General features: G+C 65.0%; 22 protein-coding genes. 6 read left to right on the forward strand and 16 right to left on the reverse strand.

Features of this window, described 5'->3' with window-relative positions; translation table 11 throughout:
* A partial coding sequence (locus ACVOLQ_RS03280; RefSeq protein WP_481527052.1) for a cobalamin-dependent protein occupies positions 1-1336 on the reverse strand: 1336 nt, incomplete at its 3' end.
* Positions 1337-1640: 304 nt separating this feature from the next.
* On the opposite strand from ACVOLQ_RS03280, the gene ACVOLQ_RS03285 reads away from it, so the two are divergent.
* Positions 1641-2738, forward strand: a complete 1098-nt coding sequence (locus tag ACVOLQ_RS03285) for a Glu/Leu/Phe/Val dehydrogenase dimerization domain-containing protein (protein WP_481527053.1) — start codon at positions 1641-1643, stop codon at positions 2736-2738.
* Between the two features lie 79 nt (positions 2739-2817).
* Here the strand turns inward: ACVOLQ_RS03285 and ACVOLQ_RS03290 are convergent, their stop codons facing one another.
* Positions 2818-5667, reverse strand: a complete 2850-nt coding sequence (locus tag ACVOLQ_RS03290) for a S8 family serine peptidase (protein WP_481527054.1) — start codon at positions 5665-5667, stop codon at positions 2818-2820.
* A gap of 192 nt (positions 5668-5859) precedes the next feature.
* Here ACVOLQ_RS03290 and ACVOLQ_RS03295 point away from each other — a divergent pair, with 192 nt between their 5' ends.
* The 4 genes from ACVOLQ_RS03295 to ACVOLQ_RS03310 all read left to right on the forward strand — a co-directional run bounded on the left by ACVOLQ_RS03295 (position 5860) and on the right by ACVOLQ_RS03310 (position 10098).
* Positions 5860-7035, forward strand: coding sequence for a thiolase family protein (locus tag ACVOLQ_RS03295; RefSeq protein WP_313170644.1), 1176 nt, complete (start codon positions 5860-5862; stop codon positions 7033-7035).
* Between the two features lie 121 nt (positions 7036-7156).
* A complete protein-coding gene (locus ACVOLQ_RS03300) occupies positions 7157-7498 on the forward strand; it encodes a hypothetical protein (RefSeq protein ID WP_057626557.1) in 342 nt (113 codons plus the stop codon).
* Positions 7499-7844: 346 nt separating this feature from the next.
* The gene (locus tag ACVOLQ_RS03305) at positions 7845-8240 is read left to right on the forward strand and encodes a hypothetical protein (RefSeq protein ID WP_481527055.1); all 396 of its coding nucleotides are present in this window, start codon (positions 7845-7847) and stop codon (positions 8238-8240) included.
* A 160-nt stretch (positions 8241-8400) separates the two neighbouring features.
* Positions 8401-10098 carry a diguanylate cyclase gene (locus tag ACVOLQ_RS03310; RefSeq protein ID WP_481527056.1) on the forward strand — a complete coding sequence of 566 codons (1698 nt, stop codon included), beginning with the start codon at positions 8401-8403 and terminating at the stop codon, positions 10096-10098.
* A gap of 213 nt (positions 10099-10311) precedes the next feature.
* On the opposite strand, the gene ACVOLQ_RS03315 is transcribed toward ACVOLQ_RS03310, so the two are convergent.
* The 9 genes from ACVOLQ_RS03315 to rlmD form a co-directional block, all read right to left on the reverse strand.
* Positions 10312-11970, reverse strand: coding sequence for an acyl-CoA dehydrogenase family protein (locus ACVOLQ_RS03315; RefSeq protein ID WP_481527057.1), 1659 nt, complete (start codon positions 11968-11970; stop codon positions 10312-10314).
* Between the two features lie 62 nt (positions 11971-12032).
* The gene (locus tag ACVOLQ_RS03320) at positions 12033-13271 is read right to left on the reverse strand and encodes an FAD-dependent oxidoreductase (protein WP_481527058.1); all 1239 of its coding nucleotides are present in this window, start codon (positions 13269-13271) and stop codon (positions 12033-12035) included.
* 78 nt (positions 13272-13349) lie between these two features.
* A complete protein-coding gene (cspE, locus tag ACVOLQ_RS03325) occupies positions 13350-13556 on the reverse strand; it encodes a transcription antiterminator/RNA stability regulator CspE (RefSeq protein WP_057506519.1) in 207 nt (68 codons plus the stop codon).
* A 90-nt stretch (positions 13557-13646) separates the two neighbouring features.
* A complete protein-coding gene (locus ACVOLQ_RS03330; RefSeq protein WP_481527059.1) occupies positions 13647-14399 on the reverse strand; it encodes an S-methyl-5'-thioinosine phosphorylase in 753 nt (250 codons plus the stop codon).
* Positions 14400-14494: 95 nt separating this feature from the next.
* Positions 14495-15049, reverse strand: coding sequence for a hypoxanthine-guanine phosphoribosyltransferase (locus tag ACVOLQ_RS03335; RefSeq protein ID WP_481527060.1), 555 nt, complete (start codon positions 15047-15049; stop codon positions 14495-14497).
* Positions 15049-16056, reverse strand: a complete 1008-nt coding sequence (gene nagZ / locus ACVOLQ_RS03340) for a beta-N-acetylhexosaminidase (RefSeq protein WP_481527061.1) — start codon at positions 16054-16056, stop codon at positions 15049-15051. Before nagZ ends, ACVOLQ_RS03335 begins: the two co-directional genes overlap by 1 nt.
* A gap of 79 nt (positions 16057-16135) precedes the next feature.
* Positions 16136-16828 carry a DsbA family oxidoreductase gene (locus ACVOLQ_RS03345; protein WP_313401108.1) on the reverse strand — a complete coding sequence of 231 codons (693 nt, stop codon included), beginning with the start codon at positions 16826-16828 and terminating at the stop codon, positions 16136-16138.
* Between the two features lie 230 nt (positions 16829-17058).
* On the reverse strand, positions 17059-17544 hold the full coding sequence (locus tag ACVOLQ_RS03350; RefSeq protein ID WP_481527062.1) for a CYTH domain-containing protein: 486 nt from the start codon (positions 17542-17544) through the stop codon (positions 17059-17061).
* A gap of 3 nt (positions 17545-17547) precedes the next feature.
* The gene (gene rlmD / locus ACVOLQ_RS03355) at positions 17548-18888 is read right to left on the reverse strand and encodes a 23S rRNA (uracil(1939)-C(5))-methyltransferase RlmD (protein WP_481527063.1); all 1341 of its coding nucleotides are present in this window, start codon (positions 18886-18888) and stop codon (positions 17548-17550) included.
* A 124-nt stretch (positions 18889-19012) separates the two neighbouring features.
* Here rlmD and ACVOLQ_RS03360 point away from each other — a divergent pair, with 124 nt between their 5' ends.
* Positions 19013-19726 (forward strand): Hpt domain-containing response regulator, encoded by a 714-nt coding sequence (locus tag ACVOLQ_RS03360; RefSeq protein ID WP_313170629.1) that lies wholly within the window; start codon positions 19013-19015, stop codon positions 19724-19726.
* Between the two features lie 267 nt (positions 19727-19993).
* Here the strand turns inward: ACVOLQ_RS03360 and recO are convergent, their stop codons facing one another.
* The 5 genes from recO to lepB all read right to left on the reverse strand — a co-directional run bounded on the left by recO (position 19994) and on the right by lepB (position 23731).
* Entirely contained in the window at positions 19994-20719 is a 726-nt protein-coding gene (recO, locus tag ACVOLQ_RS03365; protein WP_481527064.1) for a DNA repair protein RecO, read from the reverse strand.
* Between the two features lie 241 nt (positions 20720-20960).
* Positions 20961-21863 carry a GTPase Era gene (gene era, locus ACVOLQ_RS03370; RefSeq protein ID WP_313170626.1) on the reverse strand — a complete coding sequence of 301 codons (903 nt, stop codon included), beginning with the start codon at positions 21861-21863 and terminating at the stop codon, positions 20961-20963.
* Positions 21860-22537, reverse strand: coding sequence for a ribonuclease III (rnc, locus tag ACVOLQ_RS03375; protein WP_313170625.1), 678 nt, complete (start codon positions 22535-22537; stop codon positions 21860-21862). The genes era and rnc overlap by 4 nt, the downstream gene beginning before the upstream one ends.
* The gene (locus ACVOLQ_RS03380) at positions 22527-22898 is read right to left on the reverse strand and encodes a DUF4845 domain-containing protein (RefSeq protein WP_313170624.1); all 372 of its coding nucleotides are present in this window, start codon (positions 22896-22898) and stop codon (positions 22527-22529) included. Before ACVOLQ_RS03380 ends, rnc begins: the two co-directional genes overlap by 11 nt.
* Before the next feature lie 29 nt (positions 22899-22927).
* Positions 22928-23731, reverse strand: a complete 804-nt coding sequence (lepB, locus tag ACVOLQ_RS03385; protein ID WP_313170622.1) for a signal peptidase I — start codon at positions 23729-23731, stop codon at positions 22928-22930.
* Positions 23732-23756: the final 25 nt, after the last annotated feature.

The raw sequence follows: 23756 nt of genomic DNA on the forward strand, positions 1-23756 counted from the left end.
GGGGGTGTTGTGGGGGTTGCGTGTTGGGGGTGTGTTGATCACGCCGTGTCACTCGTGGTGGTTTTCCACAACATCGGCCCCGCTCCCCGGGTTTTTTATCGCGCTTCTCGCGCAACAAACGGCACAGGTTGGCGAACATCCAGCTGATGCCCGGATCATTGAACTGGCTGGCAATCGTCGGGTACACCGGCACGTCTTCGTCCTTCATGCTGAAGGCTGTGCGATTGCGCTTCCATTGCTTGCGCACATCACGCAGGGCGTCCTCGGCGCCGCGCTTGTCGAACTTGTTCAATACCACCAGTTCGGCGTAATCGAGCATGTCGATCTTTTCCAGCTGGCTGGGCGCGCCGAAATCGCTGGTCATCACATACATCGGGAAGTCGACCAGATCGACAATCTCCGAATCGCTCTGGCCAATACCGGCGGTCTCGACGATCACCAGATCGAAGTGCAGCGACTTCAGGAAACCAATGCAGTCACGCAGCACCGTATTGATCGCCGCATGCTGCCGGCGCGTCGCCATCGAGCGCATATAGACGCGCCTGGAGCGCAGTGAGTTCATGCGGATGCGGTCGCCCAGCAGCGCACCACCGGTGCGGCGACGGGTCGGGTCGACCGAGATCACCGCAATGCGCATCTGCGGGAAGCTGGCCAGGAAGCGATTGAGCAGCTCATCGGTTACCGACGACTTGCCGGCACCACCGGTGCCGGTGATGCCGACCACCGGCGTATTGCCCGCCGCCAGCTGCCACTGCTTGCGCAGGTGCAGCAGCTCCGCCTCCGAATGATTGCCATCCTCCAGCGCCGACAGCACCCGGCCAATACCGATTTCATCCTCTATCGCCGGGGCGTCCGCGCTGTCATCACGCGCGGCGGCCTCGCGGGCCTTGCCCGCGCGCGCCACCACGTCCTCGATCATCTCCACCAGCCCCATCTTCATACCGTCGTTGGGGTGGTAGATGCGCTCCACGCCATAGGCCTGCAGCTCGCGGATCTCTTCCGGAGTAATGGTGCCACCACCACCGCCGAATACCTTGATATGGCCGGCGCCGCGTTCGCGCAGCATGTCGACCATGTACTTGAAGTACTCCACATGCCCGCCCTGGTAGGACGACAGTGCAATCGCGTCGGCATCTTCCTGCAGCGCCGCGCGCACCACGTCTTCCACGCTGCGGTTGTGGCCGAGGTGGATCACCTCCGCACCCTGCGCCTGGATCAGCCGGCGCATGATGTTGATCGCCGCGTCATGGCCATCGAACAGACTGGCGGCGGTGACAAAGCGCAGCGGGGTGGTCTCAGGCTGGGCCTGCGGGAGCTGGGAGGCGGGGGTACTCATGGGCCGTGCAACATCCGGTTTCTGTTGAAACCGATCATAGAACCGCCAGCCCTGCAGGTCAGGTTGCAGCGCAGCGTGACCTTTTGCCGGTTTGCGCTATCGATGGCTACAGCAGGCGCCGTTTCCGGCAAAGCGAGCTACCACCGCGGGTAGCCCCTGCCTGAACATTCCTTCGGCGGGAATGGATTAGAATGGCGCATCCGCGACCCGTCACCACCCCGACGAAGTCGCATTTTTTGTTTTCCGGCCAGCCATTTGGCCACACGATCACTGACGTTGTGGCAAACACGCCATCGGAGCCCGCATGTTGTTCGACACCCTCGAGACCTCCGGCCATGAGCAGGTCCTGTTCTGCCAGAACCGCGACGCCGGCCTGAAGGCCATCATTGCCATCCACAACACCACCCTCGGCCCGGCCCTGGGCGGCGTACGCATGCGTCCCTACGCCAACACCGATGACGCGCTGCGCGACGTGCTGCGCCTGAGCCGCACCATGACCTACAAGAACGCCCTGGCCGGGCTGAATGTGGGTGGCGGCAAGGCGGTGATCATCGGCGACCCCAAGACCGCCAAGAGCGAAGTCCTGTTCCGCGCCTTCGGCCGCCAGGTTGAAGCCCTCGCCGGCCGCTACATCACTGCAGAGGACGTGGGCACCGACGTCAACGACATGGAGAACATCTACCTGGAGACCGGTTATGTGACCGGCGTACACCAGGTCCATGGCGGCTCCGGCGACCCGGCCCCGTTTACCGCTTACGGTGCGCTGCAAGCGCTGATGGCCTCGGTCAAGCGCAAGTTCGGCCACGAGGAAATCGGCAAGCTCAGCATCGCCGTACAGGGCCTGGGCCATATCGGCATGGAGCTGGTAAAGCTGCTGCGCGAGCGCGGCGCCAAGCTCTACGTCACCGACCTGGACCCGGTGCTGGTACAGAAGGCCGTGTCTGAATACGGCTGCGAAGCGGTCAAGCCCGACGCGATCTATGACGTGGCCGCTGATGTATTCGCGCCCTGCGCGATGGAAGGCGCCATCGACATGGCCACGCTTGAGCGGCTCAAGGCCAAGGTCATCTGCGGAACCGCCAACAACCAGTTGGCCAGCCATGCGGTCGGCGACGAGCTGTACAAGCGCGGCGTGCTGTGGGCGCCGGATTACGCGGTCAACGCCGGTGGCGTGATGAACGTGTCGCTGGAGATCGATGGCTACAACCGCGAGCGGGCGATGCGGCTGATCCGCAGCATCTACCACAACCTCGACAAGATCTTCGACCAGTCCGAGCGCGATGAGGTCTCCCCGCAGCGCGCGGCAGATCGTATTGCCGAGGCCCGGCTGGAAGCGATCGGCAAGCTGAAGATGCCGATGGGCCGTTCGGTGCCGCGCATGAACCGCCTGCGCGGCGAGTAAGCCGCACCGTCAAAACACGGAAGGCGGGCGATCCTCTCGCCCGCCTTCTGCTTTTCAAACGGCCAGGACGGCCGCCGGATCAGAACGCCTGTTGCAGCCGCATTGAGACCTGCCGGTTGTCGCCACGCGGGCCGAAACGTTGGTCGTAGCCCAACGACAGCCGCGTATTGCGCGCCAGCCACGAATCCACCGACAGGCCAAACAAGCCGCCCGAACGCGATGGCTGCAAGCCGGCGATCGGCGCCCAGGCATCCACGCCCACGAAACTGGCATCCAGGCTCAGGCCATTTCCTCCTATTGCCTGCTGCCACTCGGCATAGCCGTTGAACGCCACCCGCTTCCACAGATACTGGCCCCGCAGGCCCGCCAAGGCCTGCACGCGGCTGCTGCTCCAATCATCGGCGCGCAGGCCGAAGCCGTAACCGCCCTGCTCGTTGAACGCGCCACCGTCGATGCGGATGTAATCTGCCCCCAGATACGGCGTCAGTTGCGCCGCACCGCGCCCCAACCGATACCCGGCCTCGACGCTGCTGGAGAGGAAGTTGCCGTTGTAACGCGCATGCACGCCACTGCGCCCAGCGCCCAGCAACAGGCCTCGATCCAGTGCGCGCTGGTACTGGCCAAACCCGGCCTGACCCAGCACATAGGCATCACCGCGCTGCCAACCGGCGTAGAGCTGGGACTGGGTCTGACGGTCGCGGCTACGGTCCTGCGCCACACCACCGCTGGCATTGGCGCGGGTTTCACCGAACGCGAAGCCCAGTACTGCGTTGCTGGACAGCGCGGTTTCGCCACCCATCATCCAACCGCCGACGCTGTAGTCGCTGCCCAGATATCCGCCCTGCCCGCCACCGCCAAGGCTGCGCATCCAAACGCCATTGGCTGCCGCCCCTGTGGCGCCCTCGGCAAACTGGCTGGACAACGCGCGCCGGTTCATGTCGATGCTGTCAAAGGTCATTGCCGTGGCGGTGGCATGAGCCTGCCCCGAGAGACTTTCCAGGCTCTTGGCCAAACCGGCAACGCCGCCGCCAACACCTTGCACCGCTGCCGCCGCCGCACCGAATGCCGTGGTCTGCAGGCCGGAATCCGCATCCAGCACTTCGAACGCCTGCTCCACCCGCTGTGCCGCCGACATCGCGCGCAGGCCCACGTTGGCCGTGCTTGCCATCGCGGTGACGCTTACACGGTCCAGCTGCAACCAGGCATTGTTGGCGTCATAGCCATACTGTGTCTGCAGCAAGGTAACGCCGGTGCTGCCGGTAGCCGGGGTCGCGAACTGGCCGCTGATACCTCCACCTGCATGCAGGAGGTCCTGGCGGCGACCATCCTGCGGCACATAGCCAGTGACCGCTCCGTTGACATTCACTCCGCCATCCAGGGTGGCGGTTCCCGTCACCTGCAAGGCGTTGGAACCCAACGCCACCATCAGCTGCGCGCCCGGGCGCTGCACGTAATTGCCCTCGATCGTTGCCGAGCCTTGATTGCTGAGCACGATGACACTGGCGCCGTTGTCCACGTTGCCGACCACACGCGTGGTGCCCCCCATGAACTGAAGCGCGGCAAGACTGGGGTTGGTCTGGGCATCGATGCTGACGTTGGAACGGATCGAGCCACCGTCCTGCAGCGCAAGCGTGCCCTGCTGGATGCGGGTGGCACCGGCATAGGTATTGGCCGCGGCCAAGCCCAGCGAGCCACTGCCGGATTTCACCAGGCCGCCGGCGCCGCTGATCGGATTGCTCCATACCGAATTGAGCCCGAGCTGATTCACATCGACCTTGATATCTCCCCAGTCGGCCTTGCCGGGCCCCTTCACCGCCTTGCCCACGTTGAGCAGGCCATAACCGAACACGGCATCCGGTCCGGCCGCACCCAGGTCGGTCGCAGTACCCAGCAGGGTCTGCCGGACCAGGTCGTTGTTGAAGTAGGGGAATGCCTGCCACACCAGCGCCGCCGCACCGGATACCAGCGGTGCCGCGTACGAGGTGCCGCTGCCATAGTAATAGGTCAGGTTGCTGGCGGTGCTGTTATGGCCGATGAATGCCGATGTGCCCGGTGCCACCAGGCAATAATTCTGGGCCACACCGCAGGCGTTGGAGTAGGACGCCAGGGCCGTCGGGTTGGCCGTGTCCAGGGCGGCCACCGCCAGCCAGCCCCGTTCCAGGTCAGCTGCCGGATAGGTGTTGTTGGCGCCTGCCTTGCTCGGCAACGCCGCCATGTCCGAAGGGTTGGATTTGGATTCGTTGCCGGTGGCGAACACCACCAGCCCGTCATTGTTGTTGATGAAAGGACGGTATTCGTTGGCGATATCCGCCGTTACATTCGGGCGGGTCCAGTACAGGCCACCCCAGGAATTGTTCATGATGCGCATGCCATCGCGGATCAGGTCCGCATGGATCGCAGCCATGCCCAGCGCGCCGGTCACCTCGTTGCCTTTGCCGGAGCCGTCATCGGTTGGCGACTTGTCGGCAATGATGCGCGCCGACAGGATCTGCGCGCCCGGCGCGACACCACCCGGCCACTGCCCGGTCGGCGCACCCGCAGCCAGTTGCGCCACCGTGGTGCCATGACCCACCACGTCATCCACCAACAGGTTGTTCTGGGTCGAACTGATGTAATTGCGGTTGACCAGTACCCGCCCGGCCAGTGCCGGGTGGTTGCGCATCACTCCGGAGTCGATCACGCCGATGCGGTAGCCCGCACCGGTCAGGCCCATCGCGTGCGCGGCCGCGGTATTGGTCAGCGCCAGGTGCGCGTCAAAGGCCGGCTGGGGAGTTGTCGGCGGCGTCACCGGCGGGGTGGTGGGTGGCGGGGTTACCGGCGGGGTCACCGGCGGCGGATCGGACTTGGGACCACTGCCACTGCCGCAAGCGGCCAACGCCAATGCCAACGAACTGGCCAGCGCACTGCGCACCACACTACTACTCACCATTGCACTCCTCATTGCCTTTCTCTCCGTCCTGTGGATGATCCGCCAATTCAGGTACTACCTGTTCCCGGCGTTGCTGCGGCGACCTTCTATACTGCAACGACAATCCATTGTCCGTGGGGATGTGCCGTTGGTCCAATGTGCCCGGCCCTGCAGACGTTCGATAATTGCCGCAAGGTATAACCGAGATTGCTCATGTCTGACATCGTCATCGCCGCCGCCAAGCGTACCGCCATTGGCTCCTTCCTTGGCCAGTTCAACGGCGTTCCCACCCCGACCCTCGGTGCAGCCGCGATCAGCGCGGCCATGCAGCAGTCCGGCATTGCTGCCAGCGACGTATCCGAAGTCATCATGGGCTGCGTGCTGCCCGCCAACCTGGGCCAGGCACCGGCCCGCCAGGCCGCGCTCGCCGCCGGCCTGCCGACCAGCGCCGGCGCCACCACCCTCAACAAGGTCTGCGGTTCCGGCATGAAGGCCATCATGCTTGGCCACGACCTGATCAAGGCCGGTTCGGCCAGCATCGTCGTTGCCGGCGGCATGGAGTCCATGTCCAACGCCCCGCACATGCTCCCCAACTCGCGCACCGGCAATCGCTATGGCAACTTCCAGGCGGTCGACCACATGGCATGGGACGGCCTGACCAATCCCTACGATGGCCAGGCCATGGGCGTGTTTGCCGAGGCCACCGTGGCCAAGTTCGGCTTCACCCGCGAGGAGCAGGACGCTTACGCCATCGAGTCGGTGACCCGTGCCCAGGCCGCGCAGGCCAATGGCGCGTTCGCTGACGAAATCGTCGCGGTCAAGGTTGCCACCCGCAAGGGCGAGGTGGAGTTCAACCAGGACGAGCAGCCGGGCAAGTCGGACATCAGCAAGATCCCTACCCTGCGTCCGGCCTTCAAGAAAGACGGCAGCGTCACCGCCGCCAGCTCCTCCAGCATTTCCGACGGTGCCGCCGCTGTGGTGCTGCTGTCGGCCGACGATGCCGCCAGCCGCGGCGTGCAGCCGCTGGCCCGCATTGCCGCCCATGCCACCTTCTCTCAGGAACCGGAATGGTTCACCACCGCTCCGATCGGTGCGATCAGCAAGGTGCTGGAAAAGGCAGGCTGGAGCGTCGCCGACGTCGATCTGTTCGAGATCAATGAAGCGTTCGCCGTGGTCGCGATGGCACCCATCCGCGAGCTCGGTATTCCGCACGCCAAGATCAACGTCAATGGCGGTGCCTGTGCATTGGGTCATCCCATCGGTGCTTCGGGTGCCCGCTTGGTGGTTACGCTGGTAAATGCATTGCGCACGCGCGGCCTCAAGCGTGGCGTTGCATCCCTTTGCATCGGCGGCGGCGAAGCAACCGCCATCGCCATTGAATTGATTTAATTGGGAAATCTCAGATTTTTTCAAACCTGAATGCGGGACCGCTTGACAGCCGAAATGGGCTTGTCATCATGTTCCCGGCGCGCAATGGCGCGTTGCCTAATTTCACGACGAGGATTCACAAATGAGCATCAACAAGCTGCTGATCGCAATGACCCTGGGTCTGGCCCTGACCGCCTGCTCGAAGCAGGAGCAGGCTGCTGACGCCGCCGCTGACGCCAACCAGGCTGCTTCGGAAGCACAGGTCGCTGCTGACCAGGCTGCTACCGCCGGCGCTGCTACCGCCGACGCTGCCCAGGCTGCTGCTGACACCGCCGCTACCGCTGCTGACGCCGCTGGCGAAGCTGCTGGCGCCGCTGCTGCTGCCACCACCGACGCTGCTGCTGGCGCCGCTGCTGACGCTGCCAAGGCTGCTGAAGACGTGGCCGGCCAGGCCAAGGACGCTGCTGAAGAAGCCAAGAAGTAATAACTTCTGCTTCCAAGTGAGTCTGGAAAAGCCGCTGGTTCGCCAGCGGCTTTTTCTTTGCCTCCGAATCCTGCGCGACAACGCACCCGAACGCGTCGCCAGCCTGCACCTTCCTTCGCCTGCTGCAATCCCGCCCCGCTACCGCGCGGCAAACTTCCCCCACACGCCGCATCGGTCACCGTCAGTCGATGGCAGAAGCTTGCGGCCACGTCTGCGCAAGCCAACGTTCCGCCAGCGCGCCTACAACCTGCCCGGTTGCCCCAGGCTTGGACCGGTGGCGTCTTGACGTGATCTGAATACGTCAGCCCATACGCTGTTTGCATTGGCCCCCTCACAGGAGAATGCAATGAAGCCATTTGTCCCCATGCTGGCCGCAGGCCTGGTCCTGGCACTGGCAGGCTGCAACGACCGCAATGCCGAGCAGGCCAAACAGGACGCCGCCGCCGCGGCAGAACACGCAGGTGATGCCGCTAGGAACGCGGCAGAGTCGGCCGCCGATGCCACCCGCGATGCAGCCGACTCGGCTGCTGCCGCTACCCGCACCGCCGCCGCCGAATCGCAGCAGGCGCTGGACAAGGCCGCCGACGCCACCAGCAAGGCCGCCGAAGATGCATCCGTGGCAGCCAAGGATGCCACTGCCGATGCCAGTGCGGCTACCGCCAACGCTGCACAGAAAGTGGCCGATGAAGCCCATGACGCCGCCAAACAGGCACGCGAAAAAGCGAACGAAGCCAAGCATTGATAGACTCCGCCACGCAGCCGTCCGCGTACGGACGACTGCGTGGCAGTCGCGCGGGAAGCGCGGTGCCACCGGGGGCCGGATGCAAACCATCCAGGCTGGCAGGTGATCAGCGCGACAGGCAGCACGCGCGCCTCACCTTGATCAGGCGGTCAGGGTCGCGATGCAGAAACGCACAAGCAGTAAACTCGCGCTGATTTTTTCCGCGCTGGTATTCGTCGCAATTGGCGTAGGCGTTTTCATCGGCGCACGTCGCTTCATCGCCGATGCACAACTGGTCGCCCATACCCATGAAGTCATCAGCAGCATCGACGAAATCCAGTCGATGGTGCTTGACGCCGAATCTGCCGAGCGCGGCTACCTGTTGACCGGCAGCCAGGCCTACCTGCTCGACTACGACGCGAGCGTGGAGCGCCTGCCACTGCTGTTGAGCAGCCTGTCCAAGGCGGTCTCCGACAACCCCGACCAGGTGCGCAACGCGCGCAAGCTCAATGAGCTGGTCAACCAACGGCTGCAGCAGATCCAGCACGTGGTCGACATCTACGACAGCAACGGCCTGGAGGCAGCGCGGGCAGCCATCAACCAGACCGCCTTCCGCACCACCAGCGCCATCCGCGAACAGGTGCGGACCATGGTCGAGGAGGAACACCAGCGTCTGGTCGAACGCGCCGCCAGTTCCCGCCGCAGCGCCGACCTGCTGCTGGGGCTGGCCTTTGCCGGCATACCGTTCGGCCTGGCCGTGGTCGCCTCTGTCTACGGCATTCTGCTTTCCGAGTTGCGCCGCCGCACCCGCGCGGAAAAACGCGCGGCCCATGCCAGCCAGCAGCTGGCGGACAACCTGCAACAGATCGAGCGTTCCAGCGCCGACCTGCAGACCCTGGGCCGTTACACAGGCCTGTTGCAAAGCTGCGCCAACCCCGAGGAGGCACTGGAAATCAGCGCCCGCACGCTGCAGGCATTGATGCCGAACGTCGCCGGCTCGGTCTATCTGCTGCGCGCCTCCAATGACCGCGTCGAGAACATTGTCAGTTGGGGCAGCCCCTTGGTGGAAACCGCCGCATTCCTCTCACCCAGCGACTGTTGGGCGCTGCGACGTGGACAGCCGCACGTGATCGATGACCTGCTGCGCGACGCCGGCTGCCCACATATCAGCCGACCGGAACCGGGTCACTGCGTGGCCAGCGTCTGCATCCCGATGTCGGCACAAGGCGTGCAGATCGGTTTCCTGTTTCTGTCCGGCCCAGGTCCCGGGCCACTGCCGCGCCTGAACATCGCCGAATCCGCGGTTGAGCAGCTGTCACTGGCGCTGAGCAACCTGCGCCTGCGCGAATCCCTGCGCCTGCAGTCCATCCGTGACCCGCTCACCGGGCTGTATAACCGCCGCTACCTGGAAGAATCGCTGACCCGAGAAATCGCCCGCTGCGGTCGCCGCGACTTTCCGTTGTCGGTGATCATGCTGGACGTGGATCACTTCAAGCAGTTCAACGACACCCACGGCCATGGCGGCGGTGATGCCTTGCTGGCTGCCATCGGCCAACTGCTGGGCTCACGCCTGCGCGGCGAAGACATCGCCTGCCGCTATGGCGGCGAGGAATTCACCGTGATCCTGCCCGAGTCGGACAGCAGCAATGCGCTGCGCCAGGCCGAGGAACTGCGCCTGGCGCTGTCGCAGATGAGCGTCCCCTTCTCCGGCAAGACACTGCCACCGATCACCATCTCGCTGGGCGTGGCAACTTACCCCGTCGATGGCGTGGCCGGTCTTACCTTGCTGCGCAAGGCCGATGCCGCGCTGTACCGGGCCAAGCGCAGCGGCCGCAACCAGGTACTGCGCTTCGACCCGGCACTGGATGGCGCCGGCTGACCAGGGCTGCGGCGGCGCGCGTTGCAGGAAAGCCGTGAGCGGCGTAGATGGCTGCCGTACGCGGCGGCCTTGATTCTGCGTTTGCGGGCTTGCTCGCGGCTTCAATTGCTGTCGGCTTCGCGGCTTACGCCGCCCCCACAAGGCGACGTCTGCAAGCCGGCATTCTGCAGCTGCAAGCTGATTAGCGGCTGCAATTGCTACTGGCTTCGCGGCTTACGCCGCTCCTGCAGCCGCTGCCATCGGCAAGGCGCGGGCCAATATGTCCGCGAACGGTGTATCCGCCTGCAGCTGCCCATACACCGCCTGTGACCGGCGCAGCCGCGAACACACGAAGGCCTGCGCCAAGGGGCTGTCCGCACGCAGCAACATCGCCGCCTGCAACAACACCGCGATATCCACCACCAGCGTGCGCGCATCGGCCTGTAACAACTCAGCCCCTTGCAGCCGTCCCAACAGCGCCTGCAGCGACTGGTCGTAGACGTCACTGCGACCGGCAACCTGCTGCAACTCGGCCTGCAAGGCCACGCGGGTTTCGGGCTCACGCTGCAGCGCGCGCAGCACGTCCAGGCATTGCACGTTGCCGCTGCCTTCCCAGATCGAGTTCAGTGGCGCCTGCCTATATAGCCGCGGCAGCATCGATTCTTCCACATAGCCGGCACCGCCCAGGCACTCCTGTGCTTCATTGACGAAGCCCGGTGTGCGCTTGCATATCCAGAACTTGCCGATGGCCGTGGCAATGCGTGCGAACGCTGCCTCATGTGCTTCCCGCGGCGCACGATCCACGGCGTGCGCCACCCGCATCGCCAGGGTGGTCGCCGCTTCCGACTCGATTGCCAGGTCACTCAGTACGTTGGCCATCAACGGATGCTCGACCAGGCGCTTCCCGAAGCTGTACCGGTGCCGTGCATGATGCAGCGCCTGCGCCAAGGCCATGCGCATCTGCGCGGCCGAGCCGAGCATGCAATCCAGGCGGGTCAGCATCACCATCTCGATGATGGTGGCCACGCCACGTCCCTCCTCGCCGACGCGACGTGCCCAGGCACCGCAGAACTCCACCTCGCTGGAGGCATTGGCCCAGTCGCCGAGCTTGTCCTTCAGGCGCATCAGATGGAAGTTGTTGCGGCGCCCGCAGGCCAGCCGACGCGGCATCAGGAAGCAGCTCAAACCACCCGGTGCCTGCGCCAGCACCAGCCAGCCATCGGACATCGGCGCCGAGAAGAACCACTTGTGCCCGACCAGGCTGTATTCGCCCTCGCCCGCCAGCGGCGTTGCCAGCGTGCTGTTGCTGCGCACATCGGAGCCGCCCTGCTTCTCGGTCATGCCCATGCCGACGGTGATGCCCGGCTTGTCACCAATGGGCAGGTCCCGCGCGTCATAGAACGGGGCCGCCGCCTTGCCAGCCCATTCCGCCAATGCTGGTTCCTGCCGCAGCACCGGCACCGCCGCGTGGGTCATGGTCAGCGGACAACTGGTCCCCGCTTCGGCCTGGCTGTGCAGATAGCTCAAGGCCGCACGTGCCACATGCGCGCCGGGCTGGGGCGTGCGCCAGGACAGGCCGGCCACGCCACGGGTCTTCGCCGAGGCCATCAGGCGGTGGTAGGCCGGATGGAAATCGACGGTATCGATCCGGTTGCCCTGCGCATCGTGGGTGCGCAACAACGGCCGCTGCCGATTGGCATCGAAGCCGATCCGGTACAGCTCGCCACCGGCCAGCACGCCGTAATGCTGCAATGCCGTGGCAAAGGCGTCCGCGCCTTCGCGTTGCACGCACTGCTGCAGGGCCAGGTCGTCCTGCCACAGATCGCGCTCGGCGAACGGTGGCGGCTGATTGTCGACCACGTGGGTTTCAAACGGTGGCGGCTGCGGCAGCATGGCGGCGACTCGTATGGGACCACCCTTGATTCTGCCGCAAGCACCCACCGCCCGCGCGTTGTTCAGTGCTTTTCTGCGACTTCGGCCATTGCCGCGATGAAATCGTCCTGCAGCGCCAGTTTGCCGAACAGCCCGTGCTGGGTGCCGCTCAGCACCCGCAGCATGTGGCCACGGCCGCCGGGCATGCGCCCCATGGGCTTGAACAGCAGGTCGCGACCCGTGGCGATCCAATCGTGGTCGGATTGGAAGATCGGGGTCAGCCAGCGGCTCCAGAACTGGTACAGCCAGACATGCGCCTTGCGTGAATGCTGGTAACGCGCCAACGCCGCCTCGATATCCTGCTCCGCGCGCAGGGCATCGCGCAGCGCCATGGCATCCATCAGCGCCATGTTGACGCCCTGCCCCAGCTGCGGGCTCATCGAATGCGCGGCATCCCCGGCCAATACCAGGCGTCCGCGGTACCAGCGGTCCATCACCGCATCGCGGTAGCTCGCGCGCGCCAGCTGTGCCTGCACACTGACCCCGGCCAGACGCGCGCGCGCTTCCGGCCATAACGTGGCGATCTCATCCAGCCACGGCTCCAGCCCATCGCGTTCCCAGGCCTGGAAACCATCGCGCGGCAGACTCCAGAAGAAACTCAGCCGTTGTTCGCTGTCACCGGGGCGGGTGCCCACCGGCAGCAGGCCTATCATCTTGCGCGCCGCCACATAGCGCTGGCGCAGCTCATCGCCGTGCTGCCAGTCGCCGCGCGGCAGCAGGCACCATAGCGCGCCCCACGGGTAGATCCGGTCGAGCTTGGTGCCCTGCACCTGCGCGCGCAGCCCGGAGCCCGAGCCATCGGTGGCGATCACCAGGTCGAACGGGCCGTGCCAACGCCCATGCTGGTCCTGCACGCGCTGCAGGGATTCATCGATGGCGCTGATACGGCTGTCCACGTGCAGTGCGGGGCCCGCATCCCAGGCCGCATCCAGCAACGAGAACAGCGCCCCGCGCTGCATCCCCACGCCACACAGACGCGCGTCCAGACCGGCATAGGTCATGTCCATCACCGCCCGGCCGCACGGGGTTTCACCGTACAGGCGGCGGACCACCGCGCCATGTTCCAGCACCTGCGGCATCAACTGCATCTGCCACAGCGCCTGCAGGCCGCTGGGTTGCAGCAGGAAGCCGGCGCCTACCGGTCCCGGCGTCGCCGCCTGCTCGAACACCTGCACCCGGTGCCCATCGCGCGACAACAGTACGGCCAGGGCCTGGCCGGCCGTGCCATAGCCGACAATGGCGATATCCAGTGTCCTGTTCATTGCAGTCCCTCCCTGGGTGGCTGCCTTTGCTAAAAAAAAACCCCGCCGAAGCGGGGTTTTTCCGCACAGCCGGGTGGATCACTCAGCCGGCGTAATGTTCGAAGCCTGGGCACCCTTCGGGCCCTGGGTCACGTCATAGCTGACGCGCTGGCCTTCCTGCAGGCTGCGGAAGCCCTTGGAATTGATCGCAGAGAAGTGCGCGAAGACATCGGCGCTGCCGTCCTCCGGTGAGATGAAGCCAAATCCCTTGGCGTCGTTGAACCACTTGACGGTACCGTTCGGCATGGTGATGCGAGACCTTGTTCGATGAATGGATTGATGCACGCTGAATGAAGCGCACTGGCGGAGTATGCAAAGCTTAAGCCGGGATGACAATCACCCCCGGGCCAATTCACCCACCAAAGTCGGCAAACCAGACGAAGCTGCGTCCACATTGGCCAGCACTTCGGCCATGGTGATCTCCCCCGCATCGCCACAGCCGGCGGCCCAATTGGCGACGATGGCCAGGCAGGCGTAGTCCAGCCCCAACTCGCGCGCCAGCCCAGCCTCCGGCATGCCGGTCATGCCGACCAGATCGCAGCCATCACGGCGCATCCGGGCAATTTCAGCATTGGTTTCCAGGCGAGGCCCCTGGGTCGCGCCATAGCAGCCACCGTCCTTGATGGTCACGCCCTTGGCCGCGGCCGCCGCCAATACCTGGGCACGGAACGCCGGGGTGTAGGGATGGCCAAAATCGACATGCAGCACCTCGCTGCCTTCCTCCTCGCTGAGCGTGGAAATCCGACCCCAGGTGTAGTCGATCAACTGGTCCGGGCAGGCCAGTACGCGCGGACCGAAGTCGTCACCGATACCGCCGACGGTGTTCAGCGCCAGCACCCGACTGGCCCCCAACTGCTTGAGGGCAGCCAGATTGGCGCGATAGTTGATCTTGTGCGGGGGGATCGAATGGCCTTCGCCATGCCTGGCCAGAAACGCCACGCGCTGGCCGTTCAGCAGGCCAACCCGGACCGGGCCCGAGGGCGCGCCGTAGACGGTTTCCACTTCATGGGTCTGGACGTCGTCCAGCGCGGCCAGCTTGTACACGCCGGTACCGCCAATAACGGCCAGGGCGATAGGTTCCATGCTCATTCCTGATGTTCTCGTTGGGCACGCGTGGGCCACGCCCTTGGCGTGGCCCAGCCGCGATCAGAGCGAAAGCCGATGACAAGCATCGGCCACCGCTATTACTGCTTCATTGCGTAGATAGCCGGCAGCGAGCGCAGCGATTCGTTGACATCCATGCCGAAGCCGAACACGAAGCGATCAGGCAGCTCGATGCCGGCATAGTCGGCCTTGACGCCCGGCAGGCAGCGGTCGTGCTTCTTCACCGTCAGCACGGCGATGCGCACATCGGTGGCGCCCTGCTCCAGGCACCACTCACGCACGCCCTGCAGGGTGAAGCCTTCGTCCAGGATGTCGTCGACCAGGATCACCCGGCGGCCGAACAGCGCCGACACCGGGCGGTGCTTCCACACCAGCTCGCCGCCGCTCTCACCGTGGTAGCGCGAAGCCTGCATGTAGTCGAACTGCGCGTCCTGGCCGCGCGCGCCCAGTTCCAGCGCCAGCTGGCCGGCGAACGGCAGCGCGCCGTTCATGATCGAAATGAACACCGGCACTTCGCCCTTGTAATCGCGCGCGATGGCGTCGGCGATGCCGGCGATGGCGGTGTCGATGGTGGGGCGGTCGACCAGCAGGTCGGCCTGGGCCACGGCTTGTTCAAGAGTGAGTTTGCTGGACATCAGGCGGTTCTTCCAAGGTTTTCAAACAGATGATTACAGGTATCAGTGTGGCGGGCATCGGCCAGCAGGCCGCCCCAGCCCATCGCCCCGTGGCCGATCAGGCTCAGCACGGCGGCGGTGTTCAGGCGGCGGCTGGCCACTGCCTGCAGGGATTCCTCGACCAGCTCCGGGTGGCAGACCAGCACCACGTCACAGCCGGCATCCAGGTGCGCATCGACGCGGCCCTTGACCCCACCGGCGGCGAACGAGGCCGCCATGCCGATATCGTCGGAGAACACCACGCCGCGGAAGCCCAGCTGCTCGCGCAGGATCTGGTTGATCCAGCGCGGCGAATAGCCGGCCGGTTCCGGCGCCACCTGCGGATAGATGACGTGCGCCATCATCACCGCATCGGCGCCGGCGGCAATGCCGGCCTGGAACGGTATCAGGTCATGGGCCTGGATTTCCGCCAGCGAGCGCGGGTCCACGGCGGTATCGACGTGGGTATCCTCGCGCACCGTGCCATGGCCGGGGAAATGCTTGAGGGTGGCAGCCATGCCCACCGAATGCATGCCGCGCACATAGGCAGCGGTCAGCGCTGCCACCACCTGCGGGTCTTCGCCGAAGGCGCGGTTGCCGATGGCCAGGTTGCCGTGGCCCACATCCACCACCGGCGCGAAGCTCAGGTCCAGACCGCTGGCGCGGATCTCGCTGGCCATCAGCCAGGCATGCTGCTCGGCCAGCGCCAGCGCGCCCTCAGGGTCGGTCGCATAACGCTTGCCGAGGCCATCGAGCGGCGGCAGTTCGGCATAGCCCTCGCGGAAGCGCTGCACACGGCCGCCTTCCTGGTCCACCGCCAGCAACAGCGGGCGGGCGGTAGCGGCACGGATGGCCGCGCTCAGCTCCGCCACCTGCGCGCGCGAGGCGAAGTTGCGCTTGAACAGCACCACCCCGGCCACGGCGTCGTTCTGCAGCCAGTCGCGCTCCTGGGCGGTCAGTTCAGTGCCGGCAACGCCGATCAAAAGCATGCAAGGACTCCAATCCGCCGCAGGCTGCGGCGTAGCTGCGCATTGTCGCAGATGGCGCCGGTCGCGTCAGAGCCTGCGTTCAGATGCTGCAGCCCTCCGGGCCGCAGGCCTGTTCATCGCCGCTGGCGGCGGCCGGCGCCTGCTCGGCGGCGATCTTGCGCAGCACCTGGGCAAACACTTCCGGGGCCTGGCCGCCCTGCACGGCGTATTTGCCGTTGATCACGAAGGTCGGCACCGACTGGATGCCCAGCGCCTGCGCCTGGCCGAGCCCGGCCTGGACCTGGGCCAGGCCCTCGTCGGAGGCCAGCATGGCCTGCACCCGCTCGGCGGGAATGCCACCGACGGCGGCCGCGGCCACCAATACCTGCGGATCGGCCAGGTTGCGGCCTTCGGCGAAATGCGCGCGGAACAGTGCCTCACCGACCTGTTCCTGCACCCCGCTCTGCCCGGCCAACCACAGCAGCCGATGCGCCGGCAGCGTGCTGACCTTGACCTGGCCCTTGTCGAAATCCATCGGCAGACCTTCGGCCTGGGCAGCGCCCTGGGTCTGCGCCAGCATCTGGTTGGTGCGCTCGATGCCACCAAACTTGGCCGCATAGGCCTCGCGCAGCGGCACCGGGGTGGTATCGGCGGTGGGGTCGAGCAGGAACGGATGCCAGTGCACGTCGACCTCCGGTGCGTCCTCACCCAGCAATTCCAGTCCACGCTGGAAGCGATGCTTGCCGATCCAGCACCAGGGGCAGACCACGTCGGACCAGATATCGATGCGCATGAGGGTTCCTAGATTCGAATGTAGTGCCGAGCCATGCTCGGCAGCGGCCTTACCGATAATGCCAATGGTAGTGCCGAGCCATGCTCGGCTGAAGCCTGGCCGGTAATGCCTCTGCCGAGCATGGCTCGGCACTACAGGGTTTGCTTGTTAAGCCCCTGCCGAGCATGGCTCGGCACTACAGGGTTTGCTTGTTAAGCCCCTGCCGAGCATGGCTCGGCACTACGGGCACTTCACCACTGGTTGTACGGCTTCGATGCCAAGGCCAGGTTGTAATAACGCAGCTCGTCGGTGACTTCGGCGCCCGCCCAGTCCGGCTTGTCGAACACCTGGTCGGCACTCTCCAGCTCCACTTCGGCCACCACCAGCCCGGCGTTGTCACCGAGGAACTCATCCACTTCCCACAGCAGGCCGCCGTGCTGCACCAGGTGGCGGCGCTTGTCGATCAGCCCACCGACGCACAGCGCCAGCAGCTCGCGCGCCTCGTTCACCGGCACCGGGTACTCAAACTCCTGGCGGGTATGGCCCAGCTCGCGCGACTTGATGTTCAGGTAGGCCGCCTCGCCCTGGATGCGTACCCGCACCGAGGCCTTCTGCGCGCCGCTGTCCATCGACGCCATGTCATTGATATAGCCCTGCGCCATCGGGATGACGGCGTGCGCAGCCGCACGCCAGCCATCACCGGTCACCAGGAACTTGCGTTCGATCTCGATGCCCATCGCTTACTTCTTCTCGAATACAGCAATGCTTTCCACGTGCGCGGTATGCGGGAACATGTCCATCGCACCGGCCGACACCAGGGTGAAGCCCTGCTCGTTGACCAGGTAGCCGGCATCGCGGGCCAGCGAGCCCGGGTGGCAGCTGACATAGACGATGCGCTTGAACTGTTTCAGCGGCAACTGCTTCAGTACATCGATCGCGCCCGAACGCGGCGGGTCGAGCAGCAGCTTGTCGAAGCCCTGTTTCATCCACGGCGCATTGCTCTGGTCCTGGGTCAGGTCGGCGGCATGGAACTCGGCGTTGGCCAGTCCGTTGCGCTGCGCATTCTCGCGGGCGCGCGCCACCAGGCCGTCATCGCCTTCCACGCCCACCACTTCGCGCACGGTACGCGCCAGCGGCAAGGTGAAGTTGCCCAGCCCGCAGAACAGGTCGAGCACGCGCTCGTCGGCCTGGCCGTCCAGCAGGGTGAGCGCATGCGCGATCATCTTCTCGTTGAGCTTGGCATTGACCTGGATGAAATCCAGCGGACGGAACGCCAGCTCCACATCCCACTGCGGCAAGGCGAACGACAATGCCACGCCTTCGGCCGGCCACAGCGGCGCCACCGTGTGCAGGCCACCGGACTGCAGGTAGATCGCAAAGCCATGTTCCTGGCCGAAGCCGATCCAGGCCTGCTTGTCGGCATCGCTCAGCGGCTGCAGATGGCGCACGGTCAGGGCGATGGCGGCATCACCGGCGATGAACTCGATCTGCGGGATATCGCGCTTGCCGTCCAGGGTTTCGATGAACGCGGACAGCGCGCCGACCTTGCTGCCGATCTCCGGGATCACCGTAAAACACTGCGACAGGTCGGCGACGAAGCGCGGATCCAATTCGCGGAAACCCACCAGCGTCTTGTCCTTCTTCTCGACGCGACGCACCGAGAAGCGGCCCTTGCGGCGATAGCCCCAACTGTCACCCACCAGCGCCGGCAACACCGTGCCCGGGCTGACATGGCCGATGCGGGTCAGGTTGTCGGTCAGCACCTGCTGCTTGGCCACGATCTGCTGCGACTCTTCCAGATGCTGCAGCACGCAGCCGGCGCAGACGCCGAAATGCGGGCAGCGCGGCTGCACGCGTTCCGGCGAAGCCTTGAGCACTTCCACCGTCTTGGCTTCGTCGAAATGCCGGCTTTTGGCGGTCTGTTCAGCCATCACCGTTTCACCCGGCAAGGCACCGCTGATGAAGGTGACCTTGCCACCCTCGCCTTCCCGGCGGGCAACGCCACGGCCATCGTGGCTGAGGTCGAGGATGTCGGTCTGGAACGGGGTTTTGTCTATGCGGGGGGATCTGGATCGGGCCACGTGGCAACAGGCTGCGGGCAAAAGGGCGGCCATTGTCGCAGATGCGCCACTGGAACACCCCGATGGCTTGCAGATCGCCACGCCCCCGCTAATATGCGGGTGACAGCTGACATGGAGGCAGCAGATGAATACGCATCACCAAGGAAACCCGCCGCGCCTGTTGCTGGTCGAGGATGACATGACCAGCCAAGGCTTCTTCCAGTTCGTGCTGGAATCGCTACCGGCCAAGGTTGATATCGCAGAATCCTGCGCCAGCGCGCTGCGTCTTGCACAGAACGGAAACTACGATCTGTGGCTGATCGACGTGAACCTGCCCGACGGCAACGGCGCCAGCCTGTTGCGCAGCCTGCATGAGCAGCACCCGCGCACCGTGGCACTGGCACACACCGCCGACACCAGCCTGGAGTTGCAGCACACACTGCAGCAGGCCGGATTCCAGGAGACCCTGGTCAAGCCTATCAGTCGCGATGCGCTGCTCAAATGCGTGCGCCGTGCGCTGGCCAAGGCACCTGCAAAAGCCGACGGGGTCATTGCCGATGCCGCACCGGACTGGGACGAATCGGCCGCAATGAGCGCATTGAACGGGCAACAGGCGCACGTGCGTGCATTGCGCGAGCTGTTCCTCTCCGAGCTGCCGGGCACGCGTGATGCGGTCAGTCATGCACTGGAAGAACACGACGATAAAACCCTGCACGCACAGCTGCACAAGCTGCAGGCCAGTTGCGGTTTTGTGGGAGCGTCGCGGCTGGCGTACGCGGTGCGCCAGCTGAATCACGATCCCGCATCCATGCAGGCACGACAGCAGTTCGGCAGCGCCGTCAGCGCTTTGCTGCGCTGATTGGATGTAGTGCCGAGCGATGCTCGGCAGGGTTGCTACCGGGGAAGCCTCTTGCCGAGCATGGCTCGGCACTACAGGGGTTGGATCTTGTGCAAAGCCCTTGCCGAGCATGGCTCGGCACTACAGGGGCTGGATCTTGTGTAAAGCCCCTGCCGAGCATGGCTCGGCACTACAGGGGTTGGGTTTTGTGTAAAGCCCCTGCCGAGCATGGCTCGGCACTACTGGGGTTGGGTTTTGTGCAAAGCCCTTGCCGAGCATGGCTCGGCACTACGGTTGCGGACGGACGAGATCACCCAGCATTTCCCAGGACTTGAGCCCGCGCCCGCCCAGATGGTGCAGCAGCACCGCGCGCATCTGCAGACGCAGGCTGGCAACATCACTGTTGCCGGGGGCCTGGTCTTCGGCGAGGGCCAGCAGCGCGGTGCCAGTAGCCAACCCGCGCCGCTCGTTGCTGCCACGCTCGCTGAGCAGGCGCAGCGGCCCTTGCAAGGGGTCAAGCCGATAGCGTGCGGCCGGATCGATCGGCTCACCGTCGGCGGCGCAACTCCAATCGAATCCAAAGCCCAGCGCATCCAGCAGGTCACGCTCGAAGCGGCGCAACGCCCAGGCCAAGCTGTCCACTTCTTGCAGGTGCTGGCGCAATTCGCCATAGGCTTCGTACAGCTCCGGCAGCGGGTCCTGCCGCGGCGTCAGCCGCATCACCAGTTCGTTGATATAGAACCCCGCCAGCATGGCGTGGCCGTGCAGCCGCGGCGCCACGTCCTGGCTTTCGGCCCGGCGCAGCTGCGCCAATTCACCGCTTTGCTGCGCGTCGAACCGGATCGCCTGCAGCGGCTGCAAGGCCGCGCGCAACGCCTGTTTCTTTGGCCCCTGCACACCGCGCGCCAGCAGCCCCAGGCGGCCGTGCTCCAGGCTCAACACTTCGACCAGCAGGCTGGTCTCGCGCCAGGGCCGGGCATGCAGCACGTAAGCGGGCTGGTCTTCGATGCGCATCTCAAGGCGGGGAGTCGGAAATCGAGAATCGGGAGTCGGAGCAGCCCTTCACCTTGAACAAGCCGGCTTCCTTCAGACGCCCTCGCGGGAGGCCATTGCTACGAAAGTGCGTCGTCGCAGCATCGGCCTTCATCGCGCAACCTGACCTGTTACATGCCAACTAACAGCCGGGATCGCAAGTTGCAGCAGAACCAGGCCGTTTCCATTCCCGGCTCCCCACTCTTCATTCCCGGGTCAAGCCTTACTGCTCGCCGTATCCGAAGGCCTTCAGCGCCGCCTCGTCATCCGACCAGCCCTCACGCACGCGCACCCAGGTCTCCAGGAACACCTTGGCACCAAACAGACGCTCCATCTGCAGGCGCGCCTTGCCGCCGATATCCTTCAAACGGGTGCCGCCCTTGCCAATGACAATCGCCTTCTGGCCTTCGCGCTCGACCCAGATCACCGCGCCGATACGCAGCAGCGCGCCGTCTTCGGCGAAGCGTTCGATTTCCACGGTGGTGGCATACGGCAGCTCTTCGCCCAGCTGGCGCATCAACTGCTCGCGGACCAGCTCGCCTGCGAGGAAGCGCTGGCTGCGGTCGGTGATTTCATCTTCGCCAAACATCGGCGGGCCTTCCGGCACCAGCCCGATCAGGTCACGCACCAGCGCATCCAGGCCGTTGCGCTTCAGCGCCGAAATCGGGTGCACGGCGGCGAACTCGCGACCGACGGTGATTTCCTGCAGGAACGGCAGCAGCGCGCCCTTGTCCTTGAGCCGGTCAACCTTGTTGACGATCAGCACGACCGGCACGCCGGCGTCGCTCAGCACATTGAACGCCAAGGTGTCTTCTTCGTCCCAGCGTCCGGCTTCGATCACCAGCAGGCCAACATCCACGCCTTCCAGCGAGGCGCGCGCGGCACGGTTCATCACCCGGTTCATCGCGCGCTTCTGCTGGCGATGCAATCCAGGGGTGTCGACCAGCACCAACTGGCCTTCCGGATAGGTGGCGATGCCGAGCAGGCGGTGACGGGTGGTCTGCGGGCGGTTGGAGACGATGCTGACCTTGGCGCCGACCAGGGCGTTGGTCAGGGTCGACTTGCCGACGTTGGGGCGGCCGATGACCGCGACGCTGCCACAGCGATGAGAGGAGGTGTCGTTCACTTGGAATCCAGTTGCTCTATTGCGGCAGCTGCCGCCTGTTGTTCGGCCAGCCGTCGCGACGTGCCTTCGCCTTCGGTCGTTACGGCAGGGTCAGCCACGCAACAGCGCACATGGAAGTGCTTGGCGTGGTCGTCGCCGGTCTCCGATACCAGCTCGTATACCGGCAAGGGTTTCTGCCGGGCCTGCAACCATTCCTGCAGGCGGGTCTTGGGATCTTTCTCGGGCTTGCCGACCGGCACTGCCGACAGCGAGGCCTCGAACCACGGCATTATGCGCGCGCGACAGGCTTCGAAACCGGCATCCAGGTAAATGGCGGCGACCACCGCCTCGACGGTGTCGGCCAGAATCGAATCGCGGCGGTGGCCGCCGGACTTCATTTCGCCCGGGCCCAGCGTCAAGCGCTCGCCCAGCTCCAGGCTGCGTGCGATCACCGCCAGTGCAGCCTCGCAGACCAGGGCCGAGCGGGCACGGGTCAGCGCGCCTTCGTCGGCCTTCGGCCAACGCGTGAACAGCGCTTCGGCGATCAACATGTTGACGATGCTGTCGCCAAGGAACTCCAGGCGCTCGTTGTGCGGCGCACCGGCACTGCGATGGGTCAGGGCCTGCTTCAGCAAACCCTGATCCTTGAATGAGTGACCGATCAGGTCACCCCGTTGGAACGTTCTAGTCAACACTGCTTCCAGTCAATTCCTGCGAATTCTCGAAGTTGCCGACGATGTCCAGGTTGGCCACCAGCGGACGGCGTACTTCGTACTTTACGTTCATGCGGACGCCGCCTTCGATACGTTCGAACTTGATGTCGTCACGCGTCACCGACTCGGAGCTGTTGATGTCCATGCGTTTGAAGAACAATTCCAGCGCCTTGTTCGGATCCGAACTGCCCGGCTCCTTGGCCAGCGACTTCATCGACGTCTTGACCGCGTAGAACTCCTGGTACATCGGGAACAGCTTCATGCCGATGTACAGCGCGAAACCGACCACCGCCAATACCATCAGGAACGAGGTCAGGGTCATACCTGCTTGCTTGTGCTTCATTGCGATCTCCCCAGAAACGCGTTGTCCACTCATTGAATGCCCGTCCCGATACGTGACGGTTCGAAACTACCCTTGCAGAACCAGCCTTCACAGTTCAGCCAGATCAGGAACGCCTTGCCGCGCAGATTCTCTTCCGGCAGGAAGTGCGTCTGGGTCCAGAAGCGACTGTCCTCGCTGTTGTCGCGATTGTCACCCATCACGAAGTAATGGCCATCCGGCACCACCCAGTCACCCTGGCCGCGCGGGTCGGCACGCCCCAGCAGCTCCAGCACCGTATGGCTGCGGCCCGGCAACTGCTCGGTCAACAGCGAGGCACCGGTCATTTCCGCGCCACGCCCCTTGCCGACGTACTCGCCACGGTCTTCGTAGACCATCGGCACGCCGTTGATCGACAAGGTATCGCCGTGGAAGCCGATGCGGTCGCCCGGCAGGCCGATCACGCGCTTGATCCAGTTCTGGTCCGGTGCATGCGGCGGCTTGAACACCACCACGTCGCCGCGCTTGGGCTCGGCCACCGGGATGATCTTGGTGTTGGTGATGGGCAGGCGGAAGCCGTAGGAGAACTTGTTGACCAGGATGAAATCGCCGATCAACAGGTTGGGCATCATCGAGCTGGAGGGGATCTTGTACGGCTCGGCGACAAAGCTGCGCAGGATCAGCACCACCGCCAGTACCGGGAAGAACGCACGCGAGTAGTCCACCACCACCGGCTCTTCGCTGTCCAGCAGGCTGGCTCTTTCGGCGCGGCGCTTGCGCAGGTACAGCTTGTCCAGCAGCAGCACCAGGCCCGAACCCAGGGTCAGCACTACCAGGATGATTTCAAACCATTTCATTCATGTTCCTTCGGAATGGGAATGG

The organism is Stenotrophomonas sp. STEN031 (genome assembly GCF_056759975.1).